Source organism: Peribacillus sp. Bi96, from assembly GCF_918698115.1.
In the GTDB taxonomy this organism is placed as follows: domain Bacteria; phylum Bacillota; class Bacilli; order Bacillales; family DSM-1321; genus Peribacillus.
Genome location: NZ_CAKKLV010000006.1, coordinates 1 through 24,619 on the forward strand (window position 1 = coordinate 1; position 24,619 = coordinate 24,619).

27 protein-coding genes are annotated in these 24,619 nt (G+C 39.3%); 9 read left to right on the forward strand and 18 right to left on the reverse strand.

Features of this window, described 5'->3' with window-relative positions; all coding sequences use genetic code 11:
• Window positions 1-962: sporulation integral membrane protein YlbJ (locus tag LQ203_RS09420; protein ID WP_230157449.1), on the forward strand; the 962-nt coding region annotated here is incomplete at its 5' end.
• Window positions 963-1,003: 41 nt separating this feature from the next.
• Here LQ203_RS09420 and coaD read toward each other — a convergent pair.
• Window positions 1,004-1,495, reverse strand: a complete 492-nt coding sequence (gene coaD, locus LQ203_RS09425) for a pantetheine-phosphate adenylyltransferase (RefSeq protein WP_230157451.1) — start codon at window positions 1,493-1,495, stop codon at window positions 1,004-1,006.
• The gene (gene rsmD / locus LQ203_RS09430) at window positions 1,496-2,071 is read right to left on the reverse strand and encodes a 16S rRNA (guanine(966)-N(2))-methyltransferase RsmD (RefSeq protein WP_230157860.1); all 576 of its coding nucleotides are present in this window, start codon (window positions 2,069-2,071) and stop codon (window positions 1,496-1,498) included.
• Between the two features lie 458 nt (window positions 2,072-2,529).
• Between rsmD and LQ203_RS09435 the strand changes: the two genes are divergently transcribed.
• Window positions 2,530-2,919, forward strand: a complete 390-nt coding sequence (locus LQ203_RS09435; RefSeq protein WP_230157454.1) for a methylthioribose kinase — start codon at window positions 2,530-2,532, stop codon at window positions 2,917-2,919.
• A 44-nt stretch (window positions 2,920-2,963) separates the two neighbouring features.
• Here LQ203_RS09435 and LQ203_RS09440 read toward each other — a convergent pair whose 3' ends face one another.
• The gene (locus tag LQ203_RS09440; protein WP_230157456.1) at window positions 2,964-3,239 is read right to left on the reverse strand and encodes a YlbG family protein; all 276 of its coding nucleotides are present in this window, start codon (window positions 3,237-3,239) and stop codon (window positions 2,964-2,966) included.
• Between the two features lie 134 nt (window positions 3,240-3,373).
• Here LQ203_RS09440 and LQ203_RS09445 point away from each other — a divergent pair, with 134 nt between their 5' ends.
• Window positions 3,374-3,697 (forward strand): hypothetical protein, encoded by a 324-nt coding sequence (locus LQ203_RS09445; RefSeq protein ID WP_230157457.1) that lies wholly within the window; start codon window positions 3,374-3,376, stop codon window positions 3,695-3,697.
• 214 nt (window positions 3,698-3,911) lie between these two features.
• On the opposite strand, the gene LQ203_RS09450 is transcribed toward LQ203_RS09445, so the two are convergent.
• From LQ203_RS09450 to LQ203_RS09470, 5 genes are all read right to left on the reverse strand, one after another.
• On the reverse strand, window positions 3,912-4,361 hold the full coding sequence (locus LQ203_RS09450) for a YlbF family regulator (protein ID WP_230157863.1): 450 nt from the start codon (window positions 4,359-4,361) through the stop codon (window positions 3,912-3,914).
• Between the two features lie 60 nt (window positions 4,362-4,421).
• Window positions 4,422-4,847, reverse strand: a complete 426-nt coding sequence (locus LQ203_RS09455) for a hypothetical protein (protein WP_230157459.1) — start codon at window positions 4,845-4,847, stop codon at window positions 4,422-4,424.
• 60 nt (window positions 4,848-4,907) lie between these two features.
• Window positions 4,908-5,150, reverse strand: coding sequence for a YlbE-like family protein (locus tag LQ203_RS09460; protein WP_230157461.1), 243 nt, complete (start codon window positions 5,148-5,150; stop codon window positions 4,908-4,910).
• Between the two features lie 12 nt (window positions 5,151-5,162).
• The gene (locus LQ203_RS09465) at window positions 5,163-5,594 is read right to left on the reverse strand and encodes a YlbD family protein (RefSeq protein ID WP_230157463.1); all 432 of its coding nucleotides are present in this window, start codon (window positions 5,592-5,594) and stop codon (window positions 5,163-5,165) included.
• Window positions 5,595-5,964: 370 nt separating this feature from the next.
• Window positions 5,965-6,999, reverse strand: coding sequence for a CAP domain-containing protein (locus tag LQ203_RS09470; protein ID WP_230157465.1), 1,035 nt, complete (start codon window positions 6,997-6,999; stop codon window positions 5,965-5,967).
• Between the two features lie 345 nt (window positions 7,000-7,344).
• On the opposite strand from LQ203_RS09470, the gene LQ203_RS09475 reads away from it, so the two are divergent.
• Window positions 7,345-7,707 (forward strand): YugN family protein, encoded by a 363-nt coding sequence (locus LQ203_RS09475; RefSeq protein WP_230157467.1) that lies wholly within the window; start codon window positions 7,345-7,347, stop codon window positions 7,705-7,707.
• A 107-nt stretch (window positions 7,708-7,814) separates the two neighbouring features.
• Here LQ203_RS09475 and LQ203_RS09480 read toward each other — a convergent pair whose 3' ends face one another.
• From LQ203_RS09480 to cyoE, 7 genes are all read right to left on the reverse strand, one after another.
• A complete protein-coding gene (locus LQ203_RS09480; protein ID WP_230157469.1) occupies window positions 7,815-8,276 on the reverse strand; it encodes a DUF420 domain-containing protein in 462 nt (153 codons plus the stop codon).
• Window positions 8,277-8,502: 226 nt separating this feature from the next.
• Entirely contained in the window at window positions 8,503-9,414 is a 912-nt protein-coding gene (gene ctaG, locus LQ203_RS09485; RefSeq protein WP_356714264.1) for a cytochrome c oxidase assembly factor CtaG, read from the reverse strand.
• Window positions 9,415-9,557: 143 nt separating this feature from the next.
• Window positions 9,558-9,893 carry a cytochrome c oxidase subunit IVB gene (gene ctaF, locus LQ203_RS09490; RefSeq protein ID WP_230157472.1) on the reverse strand — a complete coding sequence of 112 codons (336 nt, stop codon included), beginning with the start codon at window positions 9,891-9,893 and terminating at the stop codon, window positions 9,558-9,560.
• A 3-nt stretch (window positions 9,894-9,896) separates the two neighbouring features.
• Window positions 9,897-10,526, reverse strand: a complete 630-nt coding sequence (locus LQ203_RS09495; protein ID WP_230157474.1) for a cytochrome (ubi)quinol oxidase subunit III — start codon at window positions 10,524-10,526, stop codon at window positions 9,897-9,899.
• The gene (gene ctaD / locus LQ203_RS09500; protein ID WP_230157475.1) at window positions 10,526-12,397 is read right to left on the reverse strand and encodes a cytochrome c oxidase subunit I; all 1,872 of its coding nucleotides are present in this window, start codon (window positions 12,395-12,397) and stop codon (window positions 10,526-10,528) included. Before ctaD ends, LQ203_RS09495 begins: the two co-directional genes overlap by 1 nt.
• A 24-nt stretch (window positions 12,398-12,421) precedes the next feature.
• Window positions 12,422-13,504 carry a cytochrome c oxidase subunit II gene (gene coxB / locus LQ203_RS09505; protein ID WP_230157476.1) on the reverse strand — a complete coding sequence of 361 codons (1,083 nt, stop codon included), beginning with the start codon at window positions 13,502-13,504 and terminating at the stop codon, window positions 12,422-12,424.
• Between the two features lie 252 nt (window positions 13,505-13,756).
• Entirely contained in the window at window positions 13,757-14,695 is a 939-nt protein-coding gene (cyoE, locus tag LQ203_RS09510; protein ID WP_230157477.1) for a heme o synthase, read from the reverse strand.
• 604 nt (window positions 14,696-15,299) lie between these two features.
• Between cyoE and LQ203_RS09515 the strand changes: the two genes are divergently transcribed.
• Window positions 15,300-16,286 carry a heme A synthase gene (locus LQ203_RS09515; RefSeq protein ID WP_230157478.1) on the forward strand — a complete coding sequence of 329 codons (987 nt, stop codon included), beginning with the start codon at window positions 15,300-15,302 and terminating at the stop codon, window positions 16,284-16,286.
• 200 nt (window positions 16,287-16,486) lie between these two features.
• Here LQ203_RS09515 and pyc read toward each other — a convergent pair whose 3' ends face one another.
• Together pyc and LQ203_RS09525 are read right to left on the reverse strand one after the other, a co-directional pair.
• Window positions 16,487-19,924, reverse strand: a complete 3,438-nt coding sequence (gene pyc, locus LQ203_RS09520; RefSeq protein WP_230157479.1) for a pyruvate carboxylase — start codon at window positions 19,922-19,924, stop codon at window positions 16,487-16,489.
• A gap of 622 nt (window positions 19,925-20,546) precedes the next feature.
• Entirely contained in the window at window positions 20,547-20,828 is a 282-nt protein-coding gene (locus tag LQ203_RS09525) for a YlaN family protein (RefSeq protein ID WP_034313996.1), read from the reverse strand.
• Between the two features lie 213 nt (window positions 20,829-21,041).
• Between LQ203_RS09525 and LQ203_RS09530 the strand changes: the two genes are divergently transcribed.
• Window positions 21,042-21,554: a peptidyl-prolyl cis-trans isomerase gene (locus LQ203_RS09530; RefSeq protein WP_356714194.1), complete on the forward strand. Its 513-nt coding sequence runs from the start codon at window positions 21,042-21,044 to the stop codon at window positions 21,552-21,554.
• A gap of 66 nt (window positions 21,555-21,620) precedes the next feature.
• On the opposite strand, the gene LQ203_RS09535 is transcribed toward LQ203_RS09530, so the two are convergent.
• Complete coding sequence (locus LQ203_RS09535; protein ID WP_230157482.1) at window positions 21,621-22,952, reverse strand: PhoH family protein; 1,332 nt, start codon at window positions 22,950-22,952, stop codon at window positions 21,621-21,623.
• 264 nt (window positions 22,953-23,216) lie between these two features.
• On the opposite strand from LQ203_RS09535, the gene LQ203_RS09540 reads away from it, so the two are divergent.
• The 3 genes from LQ203_RS09540 to LQ203_RS09550 all read left to right on the forward strand — a co-directional run bounded on the left by LQ203_RS09540 (window position 23,217) and on the right by LQ203_RS09550 (window position 24,591).
• Window positions 23,217-23,816 carry a YhcN/YlaJ family sporulation lipoprotein gene (locus LQ203_RS09540; protein ID WP_230157484.1) on the forward strand — a complete coding sequence of 200 codons (600 nt, stop codon included), beginning with the start codon at window positions 23,217-23,219 and terminating at the stop codon, window positions 23,814-23,816.
• Between the two features lie 159 nt (window positions 23,817-23,975).
• Window positions 23,976-24,176 (forward strand): YlaI family protein, encoded by a 201-nt coding sequence (locus LQ203_RS09545; protein WP_230157486.1) that lies wholly within the window; start codon window positions 23,976-23,978, stop codon window positions 24,174-24,176.
• Entirely contained in the window at window positions 24,112-24,591 is a 480-nt protein-coding gene (locus LQ203_RS09550; protein ID WP_230157488.1) for a hypothetical protein, read from the forward strand. The genes LQ203_RS09545 and LQ203_RS09550 overlap by 65 nt, the downstream gene beginning before the upstream one ends.
• Window positions 24,592-24,619: the final 28 nt, after the last annotated feature.

The window sequence follows — 24,619 nt, forward strand, 5'->3', positions numbered from 1 at the left end:
GGTTTGTCTGGGCGATGGGACTTGCATCCGGGTTTCCAGCTGGAGCAAAATTCACGGTAAGGCTTCGTCAGGAGGAACAATTGACCCGCATTGAAGCCGAAAGACTCGTTTGCTTTACTAATTCATCCAATCCATTGTTTTTGTTCGTAGCCGTCGCGGTTGGTTTTTTCCATAATCCTCAATTGGGGATCATCCTTGCACTTTCTCATTACCTAGGAAATTTTTGTGTAGGCATCATCATGCGTTTTTACCGGCAGAAAGAAGAGAAATCCTATACAAAAGCAATGACCAAGCTCCCGTCCATTAGACAGGCCTTTAGCCAGATGCATCGAACCCGCTTAAAAGAAACAAGACCATTTGGCAGTTTGCTTGGAGATGCGGTTCTCTCATCCATTCAAACCCTATTAATGATCGGGGGATTCATCATTCTTTTTTCAGTAGTCAACAAGCTTCTATTTCACATGAATATTACCGTACTGCTCGGATCGTGGATCGGAGGGATTTTACATATTTTCAATTTCCCGGATTCCTTAAGCCTCCCGTTCATCTCAGGCATGTTTGAAATGACTCTTGGTTCAAAATTAACCAGTGCGGTCGAAAATGCAAGTCTCTTTCAAATGACGGTGATGACAAGCTTCATCTTAGCTTTCAACGGGTTCAGCATTCAAGCGCAAGTTGCCAGCATTATAGCCGCAACGGACATCCGTTTCACTCCATTTTTTCTTGCAAGGATAGCGCATGGCTTTCTGGCATCCATCATTACCATCTTGCTTTGGGAACCGCTCTATAAAGGCGATAAGTATAGCGTCAACCCGATACACGCCTTACCAGTCAGTGTATCCGGTGAACATGCGAGTTCTCTTTACCAAAATATGCTTGATTTCGGTCCTATTCTTACAATCGGGTTTCTTGCCCTTTACATCATCATATTTACAAAAAGGCTGTTCAAAGAACTTTCTTAAACCGAAAAAAGAGCATTGCGCGGTTGGCAATGCTCTTTTTTCTATTCTTTCTGTTGCTCGTACTTTTTGGCAAGAGCTTTCTGGACAACAGGAGGCACAAGTTCGGAGATATCCCCTCCATATTTGGCAACCTCTTTGACGATACTTGAACTCAAGAAAGAATATTGATTTTTCGTCATGATAAAGAATGACTCTATCTTACTGTTAAGAAATCGGTTCATTGAAGTTCCCTGCATTTCATATTCAAAGTCGGAAGTTGCCCTTAATCCCCTGATAATGGCATTGGCGGAAACGCTTTCAGCATAGTCGACCGTCAATCCTTGATAGAAATCCACTTTAACATTTGGCATATGGGCCGTCGCTTCAGTAATCAATTCCAGCCTCTCTTCCACTGTAAAAAGGGAATTTTTCGCTGAATTATTCACGATGACCACATATACTTCATCAAAGACATTCGCTCCTCTTTGAATGATATCAAGATGACCAAACGTTATTGGATCAAAACTCCCCGGACAAATCGCTATTTTGGACATTCATAGTTCCCCCTGTTCGTCTACGTTTCCCCATTGATAAATCGTAACAGCAATCATGCCATAAACTTCTTTTCTCTTAATGGTAAAGTCGCCAACTGTTTCAGGCAATGTAACATCATGGCCATGCTCACAAACAATATATCCCATATCGTTCAGCAATCGGTATTTATGTATTTCTTCAAGAATATCCACAAGCTTCTGTTTCTTATAAGGCGGATCAAGAAAAATTAACTCAAAAGTCATTTCCCTTTTCACCAATGCTTTTAAAGCACGCTCTGAATCATTTTTATAAACTTCTGCACGGTCTGAAAACTTGCATAGTTCCAAATTGGTCTTAACCGTTTGATTTGCTTTGAAATCCCGGTCGACAAATATGGCTTTATCCATGCCCCTGCTTAACGCTTCAATTCCCAGTCCACCGCTACCAGCAAACAAATCAAGGACTAGCCCACCTTCGAAATAAGGTCCAATCATATTAAAAATGGATTCCTTGACTTTATCCGTAGTCGGCCGGGTTCCTGTACCCGGTACAGCCTTAAGTGGTCTTCCTTTACAAGTTCCGGAAACGACCCTCATCATTCTCACCACATTTTATGACAAATTTCTGTTACTTTCCTATCCTAACATATTAGAAAAAACTAGCCAATAATAAAAGCCAATTCCTTCATTCCAAGATAAACATCCACTTATGAATTTTTTACATTGTATAGTAGACAATCATTCTTTTTATAAATCTCTTTCATTTTGAATAATAAAGTCGTTTTTGGCAATAATGTGAATAACAACATTCCTTTTTAGGTGTTGTTGCCAACCGCGGAGAAGGCTTACGTTTCCCCATAAGTTCTTCCTCCGGTTTCTCCTCTCCCTTTGCCTTCTGGTCCTTAAATAGACATAGAAGGACCCTGCAAATTTTTGCAGGGCTTTTTTTTTGTAAACCTCTGATGTCTAGTGTTCTTTGTCAATGAAGTAGTCCTTCTCTTTTATGAGGGAAAATGATAAAGTAATGAATAATAAGTTAGTTAGGAGAGGTTTAATTGATTCAACGTTTTATTGAACTTGGACAAGGATATTCCGATATATATGAACTGCTTGAAGTAGGACGCAATCAGAAGCATCGAGTTGCAAGGCTATTGGCCCTGCATACTACAATGCATGATAAAAAGGTAACCTCATTGGTGATCGTCATGTCGCCTACAGACCCAGGGAAATTCCAACCGCTTTATATTTGCCGTGAAGGAATACCAAACCCTCATGTCACCAAAAACAAACGGTATGAGCTTTTTGAGAACTTGTCGGAGGAACTAGATAAACCCATTATTGAAATCGATGTGAAATCTTCGTTTCTCTTTGCAGAAATCGAGTTATACTACCAGCACTTAATCGGCATTTTGCGAATGAATAGGTACCTACCTCCATTAGGCTGATGCTCTGAATTGAAAAAAGCTGACTCCGCATGAGTCAGCTTTTTTCAAATTCCCATTTTATAATCATATTCTTTCGCTTTATCCGGTTTGGAGTTTTCAAATTCCAACTTCAAAAAAGGCTTATAAGAAAGGTCCACTTTTTTTACGAACGAATAATTATTCAATTTCTCCACCAGTGGTTCCACTTCGTCCATATTCGTATAGAGGACTACATATTTCAACTTTTTTGAAACATAATGGATATTTCCAAACTTCCTAAGCATTTTGGCTTGTTTTAATGTATGTAAATAGACGATGATTCCTTGTCTCGCTCCAAGCATATCAATAACTCCCTTTTATAAAGGTTTTAACTAAGTGTAGCATAGCAGAATCTTTACTTTCAACCAAGAAAAAAGATTATAAACGAAATTCTCTTACTATTATGAATATATATATGAAGGGAGCCAACAAATCAATGGATTTAGATCAAATTTGGCATCAATTTATTGATCATCTGTTAGATAATGAAGAAATTACACAAGCTTCGTTCAGGAAGTTCACCGGCATACCATTTATATATATCCATTATCATTTGGCACAAAATGATAAAAGTAAGCTTTTTTTCTTAATAAAAAAAGCCGCAAGCCTTTCAATGCGCGGCAAGCAGCTCCATTGTGAAACCATTTTTGTACGGCAGGAAGAACATGTATATGTATTCCGCCATCGTTTTTTTGTGCCGCAACAAAAGATGTTTTGCTGCGGCAACCTTTGTCCCGACTGTATCCTATTTCGCAGTTAAACGTTCAGCGTTCGTTGATTGCAACTGGTAAATGAAGCCCTAAAGCTTCGTATGGGATGAGGTTCAAGTTAAGCATGCCTCGGTTGATTATATCCCACTGCCCCGATGGCGGTTTTCTTACATGACACAGCCACCGAAATCCGAAAGCAATACCGAATTTCGATGGCCTTATGTCATTGCATGAATCCCAATTCGTAGGCATTCGTTATGATTGCTAAGCGGAGCACCCACAACTTCCACCAGTTCCGCAGCTTCCCGATGAACATCCACCGGAAGATACAAAAAATGGATTTCCTGCAGGGGTTTTGACCTGTTCGGAAACCGCACGGCCTATTCTTCCGCTTATCTCATCAAGAACGGATTGCAATTCGGTCTCCGCCCTTTTAAACTCAGCAACGGCAGGATGCATATCCATATCTCGTTTAGCTTCTCTTGTCTCTAAATTGATGCGTTTATAATCCGGATGATACTTACCGAACCTCTGAACATCTTCAAAATGATCCTTTAATGAAGTAAACTTCGAAATCTTCCGCTGTGCCTCTTTGTCGCTCTGTAATTTATATAAACTAAGGAGATATTCTTCCCCTATATCAGAATGAAGGATCATATCAGCCAATCCGTCAGCCTGTTGTAAAATGTCGATGATTTCCATAGTAGCAAGCATGAACAAGCTCACCTCCATCATCATTTTACCATTTCTCTCTTTCAGATGCTAATGGTTTGATTAAATCGATGAAGTGATATGTACCTTAAACTCTTTTTGCAACCCTGTTTTTTCACCTGAATCATTTAAGATCTCCAGCCTTATTTTATGCATGCCATTCGGGATATCCTTTAAGATAAATGCTGCCGTTCTCATATCGACTTTCTTTTGATTATCAATAAATACGGACACAGTTGCCAATTGATCGGAATTCGCTTCAGAAAAACCATAGTTTTTCAAGTAGCACTCTACGTATACAGAGTTGCCTTTCACAAAGGTATTTACCCGAAAATCTTCATCTGAATCTCGGACGCTTGATACAGTGGTGGCAGCTTTTAGGGTAGATACATCTTTTATAGCTGCTCCTGAATTCTCAGGTTCCGGTATTTTCTTTCCACAACCTGCAGCTGCCATCAACACTGTTAGAACCAAAATCAACTTTCTCATACCATCGTCCCCCTTTTGCCTTTATTGTTCGCCAAAAGGAGTATTTTACTCTTTTTTTCTTCATTCACCTGGAGCGTTCATTGCCTGGAACATATGGAGCATCATGGAGGCAACCTGAACGCTTTCCGAAAATTTAGAAACCCGATGGGGAATCGACTTCTCAAAATAATATTTCGCTTCGGTTTCAAAAACATCCACTTCATGGGGATTACGCATTAGTCTTTTATACCACCCAGGTTGTACTCTCAAGTAATTTCGCATATCTTCGTTTGTTTGAATGAATTCATATATATTTTGACGCATGAAATGCCCTCCTTAATCTTTGGTGAATATAAAAGGGTTAGCTCTCTGCTCTTTTTCTTTTGGTGGAGAACTGGACTCACCTGATTTATTCCCTTGGAAAGCAGATAGAACTCCTTGGATTGCTCCAATGGCCTGATTGGCATTGGTAATATATTGTTGAATCTGGCCCATATCCATATTTTTAACTGCACTCATTAACGAACCGATCAACTCTGTACCCTGTTCTCCCTTATCTTCCGGCTGTGACGGGGTTTCTGAATTCACCAAGGAATCTTTCACACTGCCGTCAGCCTGCCAGCGTGGATGATCTTCCCCGAGTAAATACCATTCTTCAAAAAGTTCCTGCCATGTTGCTTGCTTGTTTCTCACTTCGTTCACTAAATAAGGATGCTTCTTGACAAACTCCCGAAATCCATCGACGGATGGGCGCTTTTTTTTTGCCATTACTCTCACCTCACACATAGACATCGCCTATTCCACCATATGCTACAGTGAAATAAAAAGTGCATCCATTCCTTTGAAAATGCAATCGAATTTCCTTATCGTGTAATACCAGTGAAAAGGAGGTATAAACATGTTGGATTAAAGCAAAAGGAAAATATTGATATATTTCATGCTTGTTCAATTACATAAGGATGTAGGCAAACAGGGGATGAATTAACGTGTACGTGCCAATTTATACATAGAATTTTCATTGAGGGGAAGGTCTACCATGATGAGTGTGAACTTCGTGCTGTATTGACAGGGAACTTTTTCATCTTGATAATGAAAGGAGCCATAACAAAAAAACGGACCCAAATTGGATCCGTTTTTTTTATTTTTTTATAAAATTCTGGGTGTAGTACTTTTTATAAACCCCAACACCCAGTCCTGTAAATTCCTCGTTAAGCATCGCATCCCGATGCCCTTTACTATTTAGCCAGCCTTCCATCACTTCCGCTGCGTCCACATACTTAGCCGCAATATTTTCACCTGCTGCTTTGTATTTAACATGACCTGCATCAAGACGTTTTTCCAAGTCCCCATTTGCTTCAGAAACATGGGTTCCTTCAGGAGTGTCCGTCATTTCCCGGCTATGAAGGTAAGCAACCTCCGCTGCAGGACCATCCCACTCTAAAGGCTTCAAATCAAATCTGCGGCGCATGATATTCGTAATATCGAAAATCTGCTGCTCATTTCCATCTTCCACCTTCACCAAGTCTTCTTTAGAAAGGTCCTCAACTGTCAAAAGTTTTCCATGATAGGTCAACTCATAAGGCTGCTGCTTTAAAAGGGCGGAATCATCCAGAAACCGAATACTTGAAACAGTTCCTGTGAATTTATCCAAATACAGCTGAACATGTATGTCGCCTAGCTGAACCAAAGGCCTCATGTTCATATCTTCCTCTGACAATTCAAAACGATAGGAACTGTCGTCAACCTCAATATCAACAGTAGGTTCCACATATAAGCTGGAATAGATGGCATCAATGGATTGTCCAATTTTAAAAGGAGCCACATTTACCTTATCACCGATTCCATAAGCGGATACCACTTTTTCATTTTCTATGGCTAATTGAAAATAATTGTTATAGTCCTTTTTATAAATCCACCATTCATATCCATAGGCGGACATATCAATTCGATCAGGCTCACCGTATTCCTTTTCTATCTCTTTTGCATGTTTCCCGATTGTTACTGCCAGACCTTCTGTCGCTTTAGTCGCCACTTCTTTTTGGGAAGAAGTACTCTTTTCATTTATATGTTCATTGGGGTTAATACCATTGTTACCATCAATAAGAAGGTTTCCTTTATCTTCATCACCGATATTAAGATAAATACCGATTACGAAAAAAATAACGATTAACACCAACACCTTACCTAAACTGCGCAGAGGAACACACCCTCTCTCTATCTAATTTATGTATCCAATGCAAAAACCTTTCTTTCCTGATTATATCATTGTTCAATCATATTTTTCTAATTTACGTTAGACTGCCGCTTCATTAAATTTATTTAAAAGTGGAACTTTTGCGAATGATTAAAATACCATGGTTTTAGTTCATTGCAACTTCCACCATTTCATACTATTATAAAATATAGGATAAAATGGTATATTATAAACATACTTGGAGATTTTTAATATATTCATGTACATAATATTTTCCCGGTATGTCATTTTAATTCTCAAAAGTAAACATAGGAGGTACTACTCGTGAAATTTGAAAGCTTTGGAATCGAAAACATCACAGCCGACTTAAACCGATTAGATGACCTAATGCCGCAGTACGGTTTAATACGTGCAGAACAATGGGATTATGAAAGAGTCAGTTACGATCGTAAATTCGAATTAAAAGAAGGCACGTTTTACCTGCGAATACTTGGCTATGCTACAGAAGGTGATGTAGGCGCTCACAGGGCCGTCATCAAACTAATGGTTCCTCTATTAGGGAAACACTATTATCCACATGGAGTTGAATATGGCGAAGGAGAGGACTTCCCTGCATCACTAGTTAAACAATGCGAAAAAAACCTCGCTCAGATCAAAGAAGAACTTACTCAATTCAATGGCCTGTAAAAGCCGTTAGTACAAATGCGGTACAAAAGAGGGTATCATATTTGATGCTCTCTTTTTTGCATCCATTACAAAAGCCTGATGCTTTTTGCACCAGGCTTTTTCATTATTTAAAATCCTAGGATCGCCTTTATTAAAGAGGTTGTTTCTCCGCCATGATAAATGACATAAAGCAGAATGTAAACGGCTACTCCAGTAATCCCAGTGAAAAACCAAATGATACTTGTCGTAGGCCCGATTTTTTTATGAATGGCAAATTTCCCTTTAAACCCAGTGGTAAGCATGATGATTCCCAAAACAGCTCCAGTTGTAGCAAGCGTTATGTGGAAGATCAAAAAAATCGTATAATAAATTTTAATGTCAGCGGGTCCACCAAATGACGTACTGCCAATAAAGACCGTACGAGAAAGATATATAGCGAAAAAGATTACCGCAAAAACAGCAGCTACCATCATGGTTTTTTTATGGGTCTCGATCTTGCGTTGTTTAATTTGATACCAGCCTATTGCAACAGTGATGGCACTTAATACAATAAAAGCTGTACTTATCGTTGGAAGGATTGGTAAAGACATATGAATTGTAGTCCTCTCTATATTTATTAATCAACTACCATTTTATAAGAGGTAATCATAAAATACAATAAAATCAAGTATTATTAACAGAATGCTCACTTTTATAGAAAAGCCAAGACAAATCACTAGCTATTTGCTTTTCAATTGATATCCATTCCCCAGCAATACTTAGCAGCAATGACATACAAAAAACTTGTCCGGCCTAGACAAGTCTTTTGCGGTTCACCTATTTTACAGTCTGAAAATCCGAAGGAACCGGATCGATATCATTTTGCCCGCCATTCTCCTGTTTGAACCAAGCAAAGAAAATGACACCTAATACATAGCCTAATACGATTTCTTGAATCACCTTCATCAACACCCCACCAAGCTGTTGATCCTCAAGCAATGGCAATCCATTGAACATTTCCGGACCACTGAGCGTTAAATTTGACAGTGCTGAAGCAGGTACGCAAAGTTCCATGGCACTCGCCCAAGATTCAGCATTCGTAAATGTATCATACATTGGGGCATTAGCAAAAATGATTAAAGCACAAGCTGGAGTCATTAATATGCCACTTCCGAAAATATAAGCCACCTTTTTTACACCCGATAGGCTTTCGTGTTCTGGCAGTTGATTAACAAGTGGGAACCACATCAGAACTGCAGTCGTAAATAAGAGCACCGTGTATCCGGCATGAATCCACATCCCCGTTTTGATAAAGTCGAACACTAGCGGGATATGGTACAACGAGAATAGGACATTAAATAGTAAAAGGGCGACAAGGGGCCTCGTGAAAAAATGAAAAAACGCATTCACTCCCCTTGAATTTATGAAAGATCTCCAAACCCAATCTGGTATCGCAATAATAAATAAAGGCGGAATCACCAGATAGAGCAAGGCCATTTGAAACATATGGGCACTGAACATGATATGGCTCAACAAGTCCAGTGGCGATCCTTTTACTATATAAAGTAGGATCATAGCAATTAAAAAATAAGTTGTCTGTTTAACGAAAGGGGATGAACTGCCCGAAAACTCTTCCCTTTTTTTTGTCACCAGCCAAAAATAGCCAACGGTTATAAGTACGAGGACGGCAAAATAGTAAGGACTCCATAAAGCTCGAAATCCGAAAATATCAATAGACAAAAAAATCACCTCGTTCATAAACTTTTTCTTACTTTATTATACCTAAATTAAAACTTAGTAACAAATATAGATAAACTTGGATTCCTTTTCTGGAAATCAACACATACATAAAGAAAACCGGCTATCATTCAATAGCCGATTTTCTTTATGGTTTATAACCAAACGATCGTTGTGAATACAAGGACAGTTATCAAGCCGACTGCAAGGCCAGAAAATAAAAACAATGCAATGGTACCATGCCCTTTATGCTTCATATGCATAAAATAATACAGTTGGAAAATCACTTGTATAACTGCCAGCAGCAAAATGACCGGTTTAATGAACCAATGTGAAAAACCTTCAATTCCTACTGCAGCAAAAGATAGTAATGTAAAGAAAATCATTAGCACAAATGTTATCACTTGATGTTTCATCTCTTCAGCATTTTTCTTACGGCGATATTTTAAATCGACATTCGGGTTCGCTGAATTTGACTGTTCATTCGCCATCAGTTATCCCACCATTCCCATTAAGTATACGACTGTAAAGATAAACACCCAGACTACGTCAATGAAATGCCAATAAAGACTCGCGATATAAAATTTAGGGGCATTGTATAAATTCAAACCCCTTCTTGCATTGCGCACCATCAGAGAAATGAACCACATTAAACCAAAGGCAACGTGTCCACCGTGAAAACCGACTAACGTATAGAAAGCGGAGCCGAATGCACTACTTGTAAATGTATGATGATATTCATGAACATAGTGATTAAATTCATAAATCTCAAGGCCTAGGAAACCAAAGCCAAGAGCAATCGTAATGACAAACCAGGCTTGCATTTGTTTAAAGTGGTTATTTTTCATATGGTATACCGCATATACGCTTGTTAATGAACTGGTCAATAACAGCATGGTCGCAACAAAAGTAAGCGGTAATTCGAATAAATCTTTTGCTAGGGCTGCTTCACCATTTGGTACTTTATCCTTTAAGGCAAGGTAAGTTGCAAATAGGGAGGCAAATAGTACTGTTTCTCCACCAAGAAACAACCAAAATCCCAAATACTTATTTTTCCCTTCCAGAGTTGCTTTTTCGGGAGCAGCAGGCCAAGTGGCATCCGTGAATTTTTCATCTGTTTGCATTATGCCTTCCCTCCCTTGTCTTTATCGTCCATTAATTCCTCTTTATGGATATGGAAACCATGATCATCTTTAACGGAACGGATTAACATCGATCCGAATGTGATCAAAAGCCCAACGATGATGATAGGCAGTGTCCATGACTTGTCATCCATATGATATAAAGCACCGAATGCGGCTACAAATAAACCCAAAGCAATCGTTACAGGCAGAATGGATGAATTCGGCATATGGATATCCCCAAGTGGTTCTGCAGGAGTCATTTCCTTTTTACCTTCCATTTTCTCAACCCAGTAAGGATCTAAACCGCGGACCAGCGGAAGTTGTTTAAAATTATAAAACGGCGGTGGTGATGCAATGGCCCACTCAAGCGTACGGCCATCTCCCCATGGATCATTGCCGACTTTTTCATTTTTTACAGATGTAATGATTATATTGATGACCATAACCAAGACACCAAATGCCATTAAGAAGGCTCCAACGGTACTTATCATATTACCTGCATTGAAACCTTGATTGTCCAAGAACGTAAATACGCGACGAGGCATACCCATCAGACCTAAGAAATGTTGAATGAAGAATGTTAAATGGAAACCAATCAAGAACGTCCAAAATGTGATTTGCCCCAATTTTTCACTTAACATCGTTCCAAACATCTTCGGCCAATAGAAATTGATTCCAGCCAGTAATCCCAATACAACCCCACCGACAATTACATAATGGAAATGGGCAACAACGAAATAACTATCATGGTATTGATAATCAGCAGGTGCTGATGCAAGCATGATACCTGTCACGCCACCCATCGTAAATGTAGGAATAAAGGCAACGGCATAAAGCATCGGAACCGTGAACTTGACACTTCCACCCCACATCGTAAAAATCCAGTTGAATATCTTAATACCTGTTGGTACCGCGATTGCCATGGTAGCTACAGCAAAAATCGCATTTGCGATAGGTCCCAAACCTGTTGTAAACATATGGTGGGCCCATACCATGAAACCTAAGAAACCGATTAAGACGGTTGCGAATACCATCGAGGAATAACCGAACAATCTTTTTCTCGAGAATGTAGCAAAAATTTCAGAAAAAATACCAAATGCAGGAAGAATCAGGATATACACTTCCGGGTGACCGAATATCCAGAATAAATGCTCCCAAATGATCGTATTTCCCCCTGCTGCTACATCGAAGAAATTCGCACCAAACATCCGATCGAACATCATTAGCACCAATCCTACGGTAAGCGGAGGAAAAGCGAATAATATCAATGCAGAAACGACGAAAGTTGACCATGTAAACAGCGGCATACGCATATAGGTCATGCCCGGCGTACGCATATTAATAATGGTAACAAGGAAATTGATCCCTGCCATTAGTGTTCCAAACCCTGATAATTGTAGTCCAAGGACATAAAAATCTATGCCATGGCCAGCGGAGTGCAGGGAAAGTGATGCATATGATGTCCAGCCTGCATCAGGAGCCCCCCCTAAAAACCACGAAAGATTCAAAAAGACTCCTCCGAAGAAAAATAACCAAAAACCTAACGAGTTTAAAAATGGAAACGCAACATCACGTGCCCCTATTTGTAAGGGTACGACCGCATTCATTACAGCGAATACTAATGGCATGGCCGCCAGAAATATCATTGTCGTACCGTGCATGGTCAATATTTCATTATAAAATCCGGCACTTACGAAGTCATTATTTGGAATTGCAAGCTGGATACGGATAAACATCGCTTCCAAACCGCCGATTACAAAGAATAACCCGCCAGAGATAAGATATAAAATGGCGATTTTCTTATGGTCTACCGTCGTCAGATAATCCCAAATCGTAGCGCCAAATCCTTTTTTATTAGCGTACGTACTCACGATTTAACCTCCTTAATTAATGTTCTATTTTTCTTCCACTTTAAGCTCTAAAAGATAAGCTGCCAGTGCATTAATATCTGAATCTGAAAGTTCACCGTAAGTACCTGTCATCGTGTTACCCGGTTTATACTTCTCAGGATCCTTGATCCAATTTTTCACATTTTCTTCAGTGTGATCCAATACGCCAGCAATTTTTTGACGCTCACCGAAGGTAGACAGATTCGGTGCCTGACGAGCAGCCTCAGGCCTGCTGTCATTTGGTGTCACCGCATGACAACCTATACAACTTTTATTAAACACAGCTTCACCCTGCTTGGCTACATCACCTTCCACGACAGGCTCTTTCGTGGCTTTCATATCTTTAGCCCAAGCTTCAAAGTCACTTTTAGACTTCGGTACGACCTTAAAATCCATCAAGGCATGGGAAGGACCGCAAAGTTCAGCACATTTCCCGTAAAATAAGTTGTTCGAATCTTCTGCCTTTTTACTATCGAATTCTAAGTAAAACTTATTGACTCCCTCTGTATTTGTATCCATCTTTCCTCCGGCAGCCGGTATCCAAAATGAATGCTTGACATCTGAAGCAGTAAGATTGAAATAGACTTTTTGGTCGGTTGGCACAACCAAATCCTGACTTGTGATAACGCCAAGGTCTGGATATTCAAACTCCCACCAATAAAGGTTCGCCCTAACATTCACGACAAGAGCATCCTTCGTTTTTCCATCCTTATCTTTCTTATCCATTGCCTTTGTGTCAGCTAAGTCGAAAGTCGTGACGACAGTTGGAACAGCCAGAACAATTAAAAGAAGGATAGGGATAACAGTCCAGATAATTTCGAGTTTATGACTTCCTTCAATTTGTTTCGGTATTGTTTCGTCGCCTTTCTTCCGACGGAAGCGCAGTAAAACTACAACGAACAAAATAATCACAACAATAATAACCAGTACCATGATTAGTGTACTCAATATCAGTAAGTCATACTGAGATTGCGCAACATCGCCAGCTGGCTTCAGTGCGGATAGAAATGGTTCGCCGCAGCCCGAAAGGACAAGTCCTACAATACCCAGCAAAGCAATTAGGCGCCATTTGTGCAGCCTTTTTTTCATAGCTTCAGAAACCCCTCTTTCGTCAAAATTTTCTCACAAAAATAAAAATGGGCGCAATTGCGAATATTCTCTCTATGTCAATTTCTAAAAAGAAAGAATCCCTAATCTAAGGAATTACTACTAAGATTCATGTAACCGCTCTTATGAATGACCTGTTGACTCCGTTAATATGTATGAAATGGCGGTTAGTGCATTATTTATTGGTAAGCTGAAGCCTGTACAAGAACAGGCTTCAGTTTAATTTAACCAAAACTAGATAAGTGTAACAATAACCATCGCTACAAATAAAATGGTCATATAATTTAAAGAATATACAAACATGGATGTTGCCCATTTAACATCATCTTTCTTTTTGTACCCTTTAATCCCCAAAATAAGCCAACCTGTGCTCAATAAAGCAGCAAGAACTACCAGTGGAGTTCCTAATGGAGTTAAGAAGAAAGGAATGAACATTAAACAAATGATCCATAACATAATTGATCTTTTAGCAGCCTTGAACCCTTTTACAACCGGAAGCATCGGTACCCCCGCTGCACGATATTCTTCGACACGCCTCATTGCAAGTGCATAAAAATGAGGCGGCTGCCACAAGAACATGATTGCAAACAGAACCCAAGCAATCATATCAAGGTTAGGGTCAACGGCAGCCCACCCGATTAGTGGAGGTACCGCTCCAGATATGCTGCCTATAATCGTATTTGAAACAAATCTGCGTTTAAAAACCATGGTATATAAGACAACATAGGCGAAGACGCCAAGTGCACCAAGGATGGCAGTTGTCATATTTGTCAATGCGAGTAAAATCAGCCCGGCGGCAATTAAACCAAAGCTTAACGCCAATACCTTTGAAGGTTGTACTTTCCCAGTTACCGTTGGCCTGTTTTTCGTTCTTTCCATTAAATGATCGATATCACGGTCATAATAATTATTGAAACTGCATGATCCCGCCATAATAAGTGCCGAGCCTGCAAGTGTATAAAACACTACATCCAGATTACTTAAGAAGCTAAGCCCCGAAAAATGAAGGGCTAACCATACGCCGGTAAAGGCTGTAATTATATTTGAATTGACAATCCCCACTTTTATCAGTGCGAGAAAATCCTTCCAAGCAGTTGTTTCCGGTATATCCGATTGAAGGGCGGCTTTACTGTCCTTCATGACAGCTTCCGACAAACCCCTTGTTTCTGACATTTGTTTTCCTCCTTTAAATCCATTCAGCAAAGACGCAAATGTAAAAAAAAATACTTACATATGCTATAGAACATTATTTCATACTTTTTGATATTTGTAACCAAAGAAGCGTAAACAAAAAGTAAATTATTTACCAATGACCGTTACCAATGGAATCCATCAATAGCTACTATTCTTAATATCATGCTTAAAAACAGTAAAATTTAGTAAAATCATTTCTTCAATATATTAAAGCATATTTTTGGAAGCTTTTGTGAAAATTTTTTGTATATTTTTGACCAATTTGTGTCTCGATAATTTCACTGCACATGATAAGTTTGTCATCAAGAACACGAATCGTACGTTATTATGATCATCCCCTAGGTCTATCTCTATTTTGCACCTACTTGAAGGTTTACACTCCCTTTATTTCTATCAAAGTCTTTTGCAACTTTCAACCATTTCGGGCATTTTAATTAATGGCCATAATATTAACTGAACTTGTAAAATCATTCTATTTTGTGTAATATCGAGGAAGTTCGACAAATATTATGTAAAATCTTATGCTATTATGAATTGTATGGAATAAACTAACTTGTCTACAGAGAAAAAGGTGGGACTACTAGTGAAATCGTCTCTTAAATGGTTTGCTGTTTTAACTACGATTGTAATGCTTTTCATCTTACTGGGTGGAGCTTTAGTCACGAAGACGGATTCCGGCATGGGATGCGGCAGGTCCTGGCCATTGTGCAATGGTCAATTGATCCCTGACAAAATCACGCTTGAATTGATCATTGAGCTTTCCCATCGACTCGTTTCAGGTACAGGAGGATTCCTGGTTTTAATTTTATCGTATTTATCTTGGCGAAAAATTGGCCATATTCGCGAAGCACGCTTCTTATCCGTTCTTTCTTTTAGTTTTCTGTTATTACAAGGGCTGATTGGAGCAGCAGCCGTCCTTTGGTCACAATCCGATTTCATTCTGGCCCTGCATTTTGGCATATCACTCATTTCCTTTGCTTCCGTCCTTTTACTAACACTATTGATTTTTGAAGTGGACAAGAAGTTCGAAGCAGAAAAACTTATAGTTGATAAACGAATGAAATTCCATATTATCGGCGTATTGATTTTCAGTCTAGTAGTGGTATATACGGGTGCCCTTGTGAGGCATACAGAATCTAGTTTAATCTGTAAGGATTGGCCTCTATGTGTGAATGACAGCCTTGCGCTCCCCTCCAACCTTTATGAATGGGTTCAAATGGGGCACCGTGCAATTGCTGGCATGATTTTCATTTGGGTATCTTATGTGACTTATATTGCTCATAAATATTACAAAAATCAAAAAGTATTATATGGCGGTTGGATTACTGCATTCATTCTCGTTTTTTTACAAGTTACCGCTGGAGCCTTTATCATTGTCTCAAGGCTGAATTTATATATCGCTTTGGCACACGCATTGTTCATTGCCTGCTTTTTTGGAGTAATGAGTTACTTGATGCTATTGACTTCAAGAAGCAAAAAAAATGCCCTAGCCATGCAAAAAGGAAGCTCCCCCCATATTGTCAACGGACAGGACGAACAGGATATAACGCCAACGATCCCCGCTCGTTAATGTCTGATTGTTCAATCAATAAGATAATAAGATAATAAGATAAAACAAAAACCACCATTCCCGAGAATGGTGGTTCTTTCTTTACCTTAAGAAGACATTCCATATGGCAACACATTGCCTAAAGGAGGGCATAGGGCAGCTTGAAACTTCAAGCCAACCCAATATGACCCAAATCATCCAGAACGCCCCAAGCATCGATATTACTTAGTTAATTCAATCAATAAATCACCGGTACTAATTGCTTCTCCATCTTTAACATAAATGTCTTTAATGGTACCGGAATAAGGTGCTTGCACGGTAGTTTCCATTTTCATCGCTTCTGTAATGATCAAGTGATCACCCTGTTTGACCTGATCGCCTTTCTCGACGACCACACGAATTACCGTACCTGGCATTGTCGCACCGATTTGTTCTTTATTTTTTGGATCAGCTTTAATTTTTGATATAACAGAAGATTTAATGTTTTCATCTTTGATGATCACTTCTCGTGATTGTCCATTCAAATCAAAATACACAACCCTTGTCCCATCAGCCAACGGTTCTCCGATTGATACTAATTTAACGATGAGCGTTTTACCCTTTTCGATTTCAACTTCAATTTCTTCCCCTAGTCTCATTCCATATAAGAAAGTAGCGGTATCAAGGTTGGAAACATCGCCAAACAGATCAATGGTTTTATTGTAATCCAAGAATACTTTTGGATATAGGGCATATGCAAGTACATCGAAATCCGTGACAGCCCGTCCCGATTCCTTGAATAATTCTTCTTTAAGCGCACCAAAGTCCACTTCTTCCAATAATTCACCCGGTCTTACTGTTATCGGTTTTTTCCCCTTTAGGATAACTTCCTGTAGCTCTTTCGGGAATCCACCAACCGGCTGACCGAGGTAGCCTTCGAATAATTCTATTACTGAATCAGGGAAATCGATGGTTTTGCCTTTTGTCAGAACATCTTCTTCAGTTAAGTTATTTTGAACCATGAATAACGCCATGTCCCCAACGACTTTGGAAGAAGGTGTTACTTTAACGATATCACCGAACATTGCATTGACACGCTGATACATCTCTTTCACTTCATGCCAGCGTTCCCCCAGCCCCACAGCTTTAGCCTGTTGCTGCAGATTGCTATATTGACCGCCAGGCATTTCGTGTTTGTATACTTCGGTATGAGGTGCATTCATGCCGCTTTCGAAGTCATGGTATAATTTCCTGACCTCTCCCCAATACTCTCCTAAGCGCTCTAGTGAATCGACTTCCAATTTAGGCTGTCTGCTTGACCCTTCCAGTGCATAATGCAAGGTTTGTACACTTGGCTGTGAAGTTAGCCCGGCTAAAGACCCAATTGCCGTATCAACGATATCCACACCAGCTTCAATCGCTTTTGAATACATGTAAATCCCGTTCCCGCTTGTATCATGAGTATGCAGATGGATTGGAAGGGATGTCGTTTCTTTCAATTCCGACACAAGACGGTAAGCGGCATCCGGTTTCAGGAGACCAGCCATATCTTTGATCGCTAAAATATGGGCACCGGCATGTTCCAATTCCTTCGCCATGTTTTTATAGTAGTCGATATTATATTTGCTGCGTGATGGATCATTCAAATCCCCAGTATAACAAATGGCCGCTTCGGCAATTTTTCCAGATTGACGGACAGCATCTATAGCGACTTCCATCCCTTTAACCCAGTTTAAACTATCGAAAATACGGTAAACATCAATACCTGCATCCGCTGATTTCTCTACGAATTCACGAATGACATTATCAGGGTAATTTTTATAGCCAACTGCATTTGAAGCCCTTAAAAGCATTTGTAAAAGGACGTTCGGTGCTTTTTTCCTGAAACTTAACAGCCTGTCCCATGGATCTTCCTTCAAGAAGCGATAAGCTACATCAAAAGTCGCCCCGCCCCACATTTCCATTGAAAATAAATCAGGAAGAAGTTTTGCTGTAGGCTCAGCGATATCAAGGATATCTTTCGATCTAATTCTCGTCGCCAATAAAGATTGATGTGCATCACGGAAAGTCGTATCTGTGATCAATACCTCTTTTTGCTCTTTAATCCAATTAACAAGTCCTTCTGCACCTTTTTGTTCCAGAATATTTTTTGTACCCGAAATAAGCGGCAGGCCACCAACATTCGGAATTGGAGCAGGATCGAAGACAGGTTTTTTCTTTTTCTCAACACCCGGGAAACCATTTACCGTAACATTTCCGATATAGGAGAGCATTTTTGTCCCACGGTCTTTCCTGACCGGGAAGTTAAACAATTCCGGTGTTGAATCAATGAAGGATGTATCATATTCTCCATTGATGAATTTTTCATGTTTAACAACATTTTCAAGGAAGGGGATATTTGTTTTAATCCCACGGATCCTGAATTCCTTAAGATTACGAACCATTTTAGAAGCTGCTTGCTCAAATGAAAGCGCATGAGTGGAAAGTTTAACGAGAAGGGAATCATAATAAGGTGTGATCACCGCACCTTGGAACCCGTTCCCAGCGTCCAGACGGACACCAAATCCCCCACCGGAACGGTATACCATCATTTTCCCGGTATCGGGCATGAAATTATTCAATGGGTCCTCAGTCGTCACCCGTGATTGAATGGCATACCCATGTGTTTTAATTCCTGCTTGTTCTGGAATTCCTATCTTTTTGCCATGAAGCTCATGCCCTTCTGCAACCATGATTTGGGATTGAACGATATCAATGCCAGTAATCATTTCAGTAATGGTATGTTCAACCTGTACCCTTGGATTGACTTCAATAAAGTAAAATTCGCCATTTGCTACGAGGAACTCGACCGTACCAGCATTGACATAGTCGATATTTTCCGCCAACTTGACTGCTGCTTCACAAATTCTTTCCCTTAAATCCTCCGTAAGGGAAACGGAAGGTGCAACTTCCACAACTTTTTGGTGCCGTCTCTGTACGGAACAGTCACGTTCATATAGATGGACGATATTCCCATGAGTATCAGCCAATATCTGAACTTCGATATGCTTTGGATTTTGTATGAATCTCTCAACATAGACTTCATCATTACCAAAGGCTGCTTTTGCTTCGGATTTTGCCCGATCATAAGCTTCTTCAACTTCTTCAATTTTTTCGACAATCCGCATTCCACGTCCGCCGCCGCCTAAAGAGGCTTTTATAATAATTGGAAAACCGTATTGTTCACCAAATTCCTTGACCTCATTTACACTGGTCACTGGTCCATCGCTACCAGGTATGACCGGGATATCAGCTAGTTCAGCTTGTGTTCTTGCTTTTACTTTGTCACCAAACATATCTAGGTGTCTTGATTCTGGCCCGATGAAGATTATTCCTTCTTCTTCACAACGTTTCGCAAAATCAATATTTTCTGAAAGGAAACCATAACCAGGATGAATTGCATCGACTCCGCTCATTTTGGCAATCGCAATTATACCTTCAATATCCAGATAGGCATCAATCGGCTTTTTGCCTTCCCCAACGAGATATGCTTCATCCGCTTTATATCGGTGATAAGAGCCATAATCTTCTTTTGAATAGATTGCAACTGTATGAATATCTAATTCTGTACATGCACGAAAAATCCGTATCGCTATTTCTCCACGATTAGCCGCAAGTACTTTTTCTATACGTTTCCCCATTGCTACCACCCTCATCAATATGTATTTTATTTATTAAATATTTAGAAAAAAAGCGTGATGGTTACACCACTTTTTATTCACAAGTTTATTTCCCCAACAAAGGATACCGATCTTATAAGGTCCATTTTATCGTTGTTGTAATTATTTTGATATATTTTCACATTTATCTTTTCATGTATCCTAACTACATAAAAAATAAACAATATCAGTTAAATAAGAATATTTAGTTATTATAATATATTATAATATGGTCCTGTTGGATTTAAAAAACGATTAATATAACCATAATACTAAAATAAACTGAATACAATAAAAAAATAAAAAATTACGTATATTCATATACAAACACAAGGAATTCCCCCGTCTAGTTCAGCAATGGTATCCTATCGGATAATTAAATTCCCATTAAAATACCAAAGTTTTAAATAGATGGAAGTGTCGGAGACCCCTATAATTTTAGCTTTGAACATTCAATTATTTAAAAAAGCTCCATTTAGCTTCTATTGCGCGTTCAATTAGTATAACACTATTGGATATAGTATAACCTTTTTATCTAATATTGTACACAAATAAAAAACTCAAACAATCATCGAGATTTGTTTGAGTTAGTATGTTTTATCTATTATTTTTTTAATGATGCTTCATGCAAAACTGACAATTCCTGTTCGAGAGTTTCCAAAAGGGATTTACCCTCGGTTTCCTCTACCAAACCTAAACGTACGGCAAAATCAATTTCTCGTGATAGGCCGAACATTTGCGTATCAAGTACCTCTTCGTATAAAGGACATTGAGGCATAGTGAGATTCTCCATTTGAACTTTTATCAGTTTTAGAATCTTGTCAGCATCTGCTTTTAATAAAGCATAAGCTTTTTCTCGATGATTGACAAGCATATCAGATGCCATGTTAAATCCCCCCGCTCAGAGCGATTAAATCTTATCTTTAAATTCTACCTTTAGTTTTGTGAAAAAGCAAGGACATTGACAAACAATTTCCCATTGAGGTAGCACAATCACCTTACCGCTAGATTAGCCCGCCATGGAAATTTATTCACCCGTCGTGATGATGTGACAATTCAATTAATATTGATTATAATTATTACAGAGCAACAGAAAGGAATGAGATATTTGGAACCGATCGTGTTTATTAATGGAAAAGTGAAATATCCAATTACACTAGATCCTGGAGTCTGGATTTTTGATGACCGTAAAGTTGAAATTGATACATATTTCCATGCAGAAAAAGTCCAGGTCAATGAATTGGAGGAGTATACGATTGCCGCCTCCAAACATTGGCAAAAGGAAATACAAGAGGGCGCAATCATGCCCCCTACAATAAAAACGGAGCGAAAGTTCGAGAAGCAAAGATTAATGGAAGGGACTTTTGGCATCCCTTTTGAACCTTTTTTAAAAAATGCAGAACCTGAAAATGGGGTAACGGAAGTCATTGTTACAACCGATGATAAAGAGATTACATTTTCATTGGAAGTGGCACTTAAATTCTTCCTTGGATTTTCCAAAGATGGAAAACCACTTAAAATAGACGAAGGCGGGCCTATGGAAATTTATTTCGGAGATGCTTCCAACATCAATGATCCAATTAAAAATGTAAGGTCTTTCACTGTTAAATAAGAATGAACCCATGATGATCATAAAGCACTAATGCAAGCGGCAAGGGGGTTCCCCTTGCCGCTTGCCTTATAAAAGCGTAGCGGCGAGTTGCGCTAATCCCGACCTTTCCCCTTTTATCAATTTAACATGGCCGGCAATACGCTCGGTCTTGAATTTTTCCACCACATATGTCAAGCCATTATTGTATTCATCCAAATAAGGATGATCTATTTGCTCCGGATCTCCCATTAATACAATTTTGCTTCGCTCCCCGACTCTCGTCAAGATGGTCTTTACCTCATGTTTTGTTAAATTCTGCGCTTCATCGATGATGATGAACTGATCCGGGATGCTCCTTCCCCTGATATAGGTCAGGGCTTCCACTTCAATTGAACTCATGCCTGCTAAAATCGCGTCCAATTCCCCCGGTTTTTTCGTATTGAACAAATATTGCAGATTATCAAAAATGGGCTGCATCCAAGGTCTTAATTTTTCTTCTTTTTCCCCTGGCAGGTAACCAATATCTTTACCGACCGGCACAATGGGCCTTGCAACCAGAAGTTTCTTATATTGAGACAAATCCTCTGTTTGCATTAATCCTGTAGCCAATGCCAATAATGTCTTACCTGTACCTGCCTTCCCAATAAGCGTCACAAGCTGAATATCCGAACGGAGCAACAAATCAAGGGCCATCGTCTGCTGGACGTTTCTAGGCTTGATCCCCCAAATATGTTCCCCTTCATACAACAATTTCTTAACGAACCTGCAATTCTCATCCACTATCCCAATCGCAGAAGCAGAACTGCCAAGCGTGTCCTTCATCAACAGGAACTGATTTGGATAATAAGAATCTTTTGTCAGTTCTTCAAGTGCCAGAAAACTTTTTTCGTAAAACTTATTCAAATTATCAATCGAAACAAATACCTCTTTATGTCCACCGTATATATGATCCATTTCGACGACACGATCATTTAAAAAGTCCTCTGCCTCAAGACCGATTGCGTCAGCTTTCACTCTGACAAGAGTGTCTTTGCTAACCAAAATGACCGTCTTTCCATCTTCCTTAGTCTCTTCTTCCAAAGATAGATTTTTCGCAACTGCCAATATCCGGTTATCATTCGTTTTCTCCACAAAAATTTCCTGAAGCTTATGAAATGACCGGTGATTGAGTTCGATTCTTATACTGCCACCATTATGAAGCGGAATGCTTTGATGAAGTTTCCCTTTTTCACGAAAGCCATCGATCAATTTTGATACTTGTCGGGCGTTTCTTCCGATTTCATCCATATATCTTTTTTTTGAATCCAATTCTTCTAATACAACTGCCGGAATGACCACTTCATTATCTTCGAATGAATAAATTGAATACGGATCCTGCAAAAGGACATTCGTATCTAAAACATATATTTTTTTCCCCAATATGACGCCTCCTGCCTGCTCTTTAGGATATGCCTTACCATTTACTACACTCAGCAGTTATGTAGCGGACGAGACTGTTGATAAAATATATGTTCCTTTGAATAAAGATAGAAGAACATTTACAGACTATAAAGAAAACTTCCAGAAAAGAAATCTATATTTAACATGAATCACACCATGTTTAACGGCATTTCAGACTTATATGCATCAGACTTAGTTGGTGTGGACAGGCTGTAACTAATGAGACATTAAGGAGGTTGTACATTGCAAAAAATTATATTGTCACTAACTGCTATTCTGTTGATGACAGGTTGCTCAATGAATAATAAAAATGAAGTGGCTGAAGATAATGCTAAAAACAATATAACGAAAGTCAATAACTCGACCATTAAGGAAGCCGACAGAAATACAGGGCAGCAGACAGCAACAAGACTTACTGGACTAGCCAAATCCATTCCCGAGGTGAACGATGCCACCGCAGTTGTACTAGGCAAATACGCCATAGTCGGAATAGATATTGACCAAGATATTGAGCGTTCACAGGTGGGAACGATTAAATACTCCGTTGGAGAAGCTTTAAAACACGATCCCAACGGTGCAAATGCCATGATTGTCGCTGATCCGGATTTAAATGAACGGATCAGGGAGGTCGCCAAGGATATTAAAGACGGTAAACCGGTAAGAGGGATACTAAATGAACTGGCTGACATCACAAGTCGGGTCATTCCTGAGGTTCCAGGTGATATTTTGACCCCGACGCCATCAAAAGCAATTGATGATGAAAAGAATAAACTCGATGATAATAAGGAAAGGAACCTGCTTGATAAAGAGCAAAATGATCAATCCAATCACCATAAAGAATGAATGTTCCTAACCCGAAGTGAATCTTCGGGTTTTTTCCATATCCGCCATAAACCGAATAACGTTAATCGAGCAAATGTAGTTTTCACTTTATCCTCGTTTTACCATAAAAATATTGGTATACTTAAAAGCATATTCAAATTGAAGTGAGGTTCAAATAATATGAAGGTTAAATGTGTAATATGCGATCAAATTGAATCCATCCCTGACGATAGCCCAGAGGCGAAGAAACTTCGTAACCGTCCTATACATACCTATATGTGCAATACGTGCAATCAACGCATAGAAGATCGTACGAATGAACGGATTGCAACTGGAAACTTCCGTCTCTACCGCACAATCAAAAATGAAGATGAATGGTAAAACATTTTATAAAGCTTGCCTAATTGGTCTCATCAATGGAATCATGCTTGGATTGATAATGAAGTGGGTAGAAATGTTTTCTGGAAAACAAGTGTATACGCTTTTATTGAATGTCGATTTCCTTCCAGTATTCGGATCTGTTTCTTGGAGTGAGGCGACCTTGTTCTTTTTCCATCTTCTCTTCTCACTGGCCATTACTTTCATTTACGTATTTTTCCTAATTCCTCGGGAAATTTTCAGGGGATGGAACAAATACGCACTTGCTGTTTTAACGATTATTCCTGCCATCATGCTTTACTTTCCATTATCCGCGCTGTCAAAGTCAGAAGTTGTCCTTCCTTCTGATTTGACAGCTTTCTTATTATGGTCAATCTTACACGTTATTTACGCACTCTTCCTCCCTAAGGCAATATAAAAAGAACCGTGCGATTTCGCACGGTTCT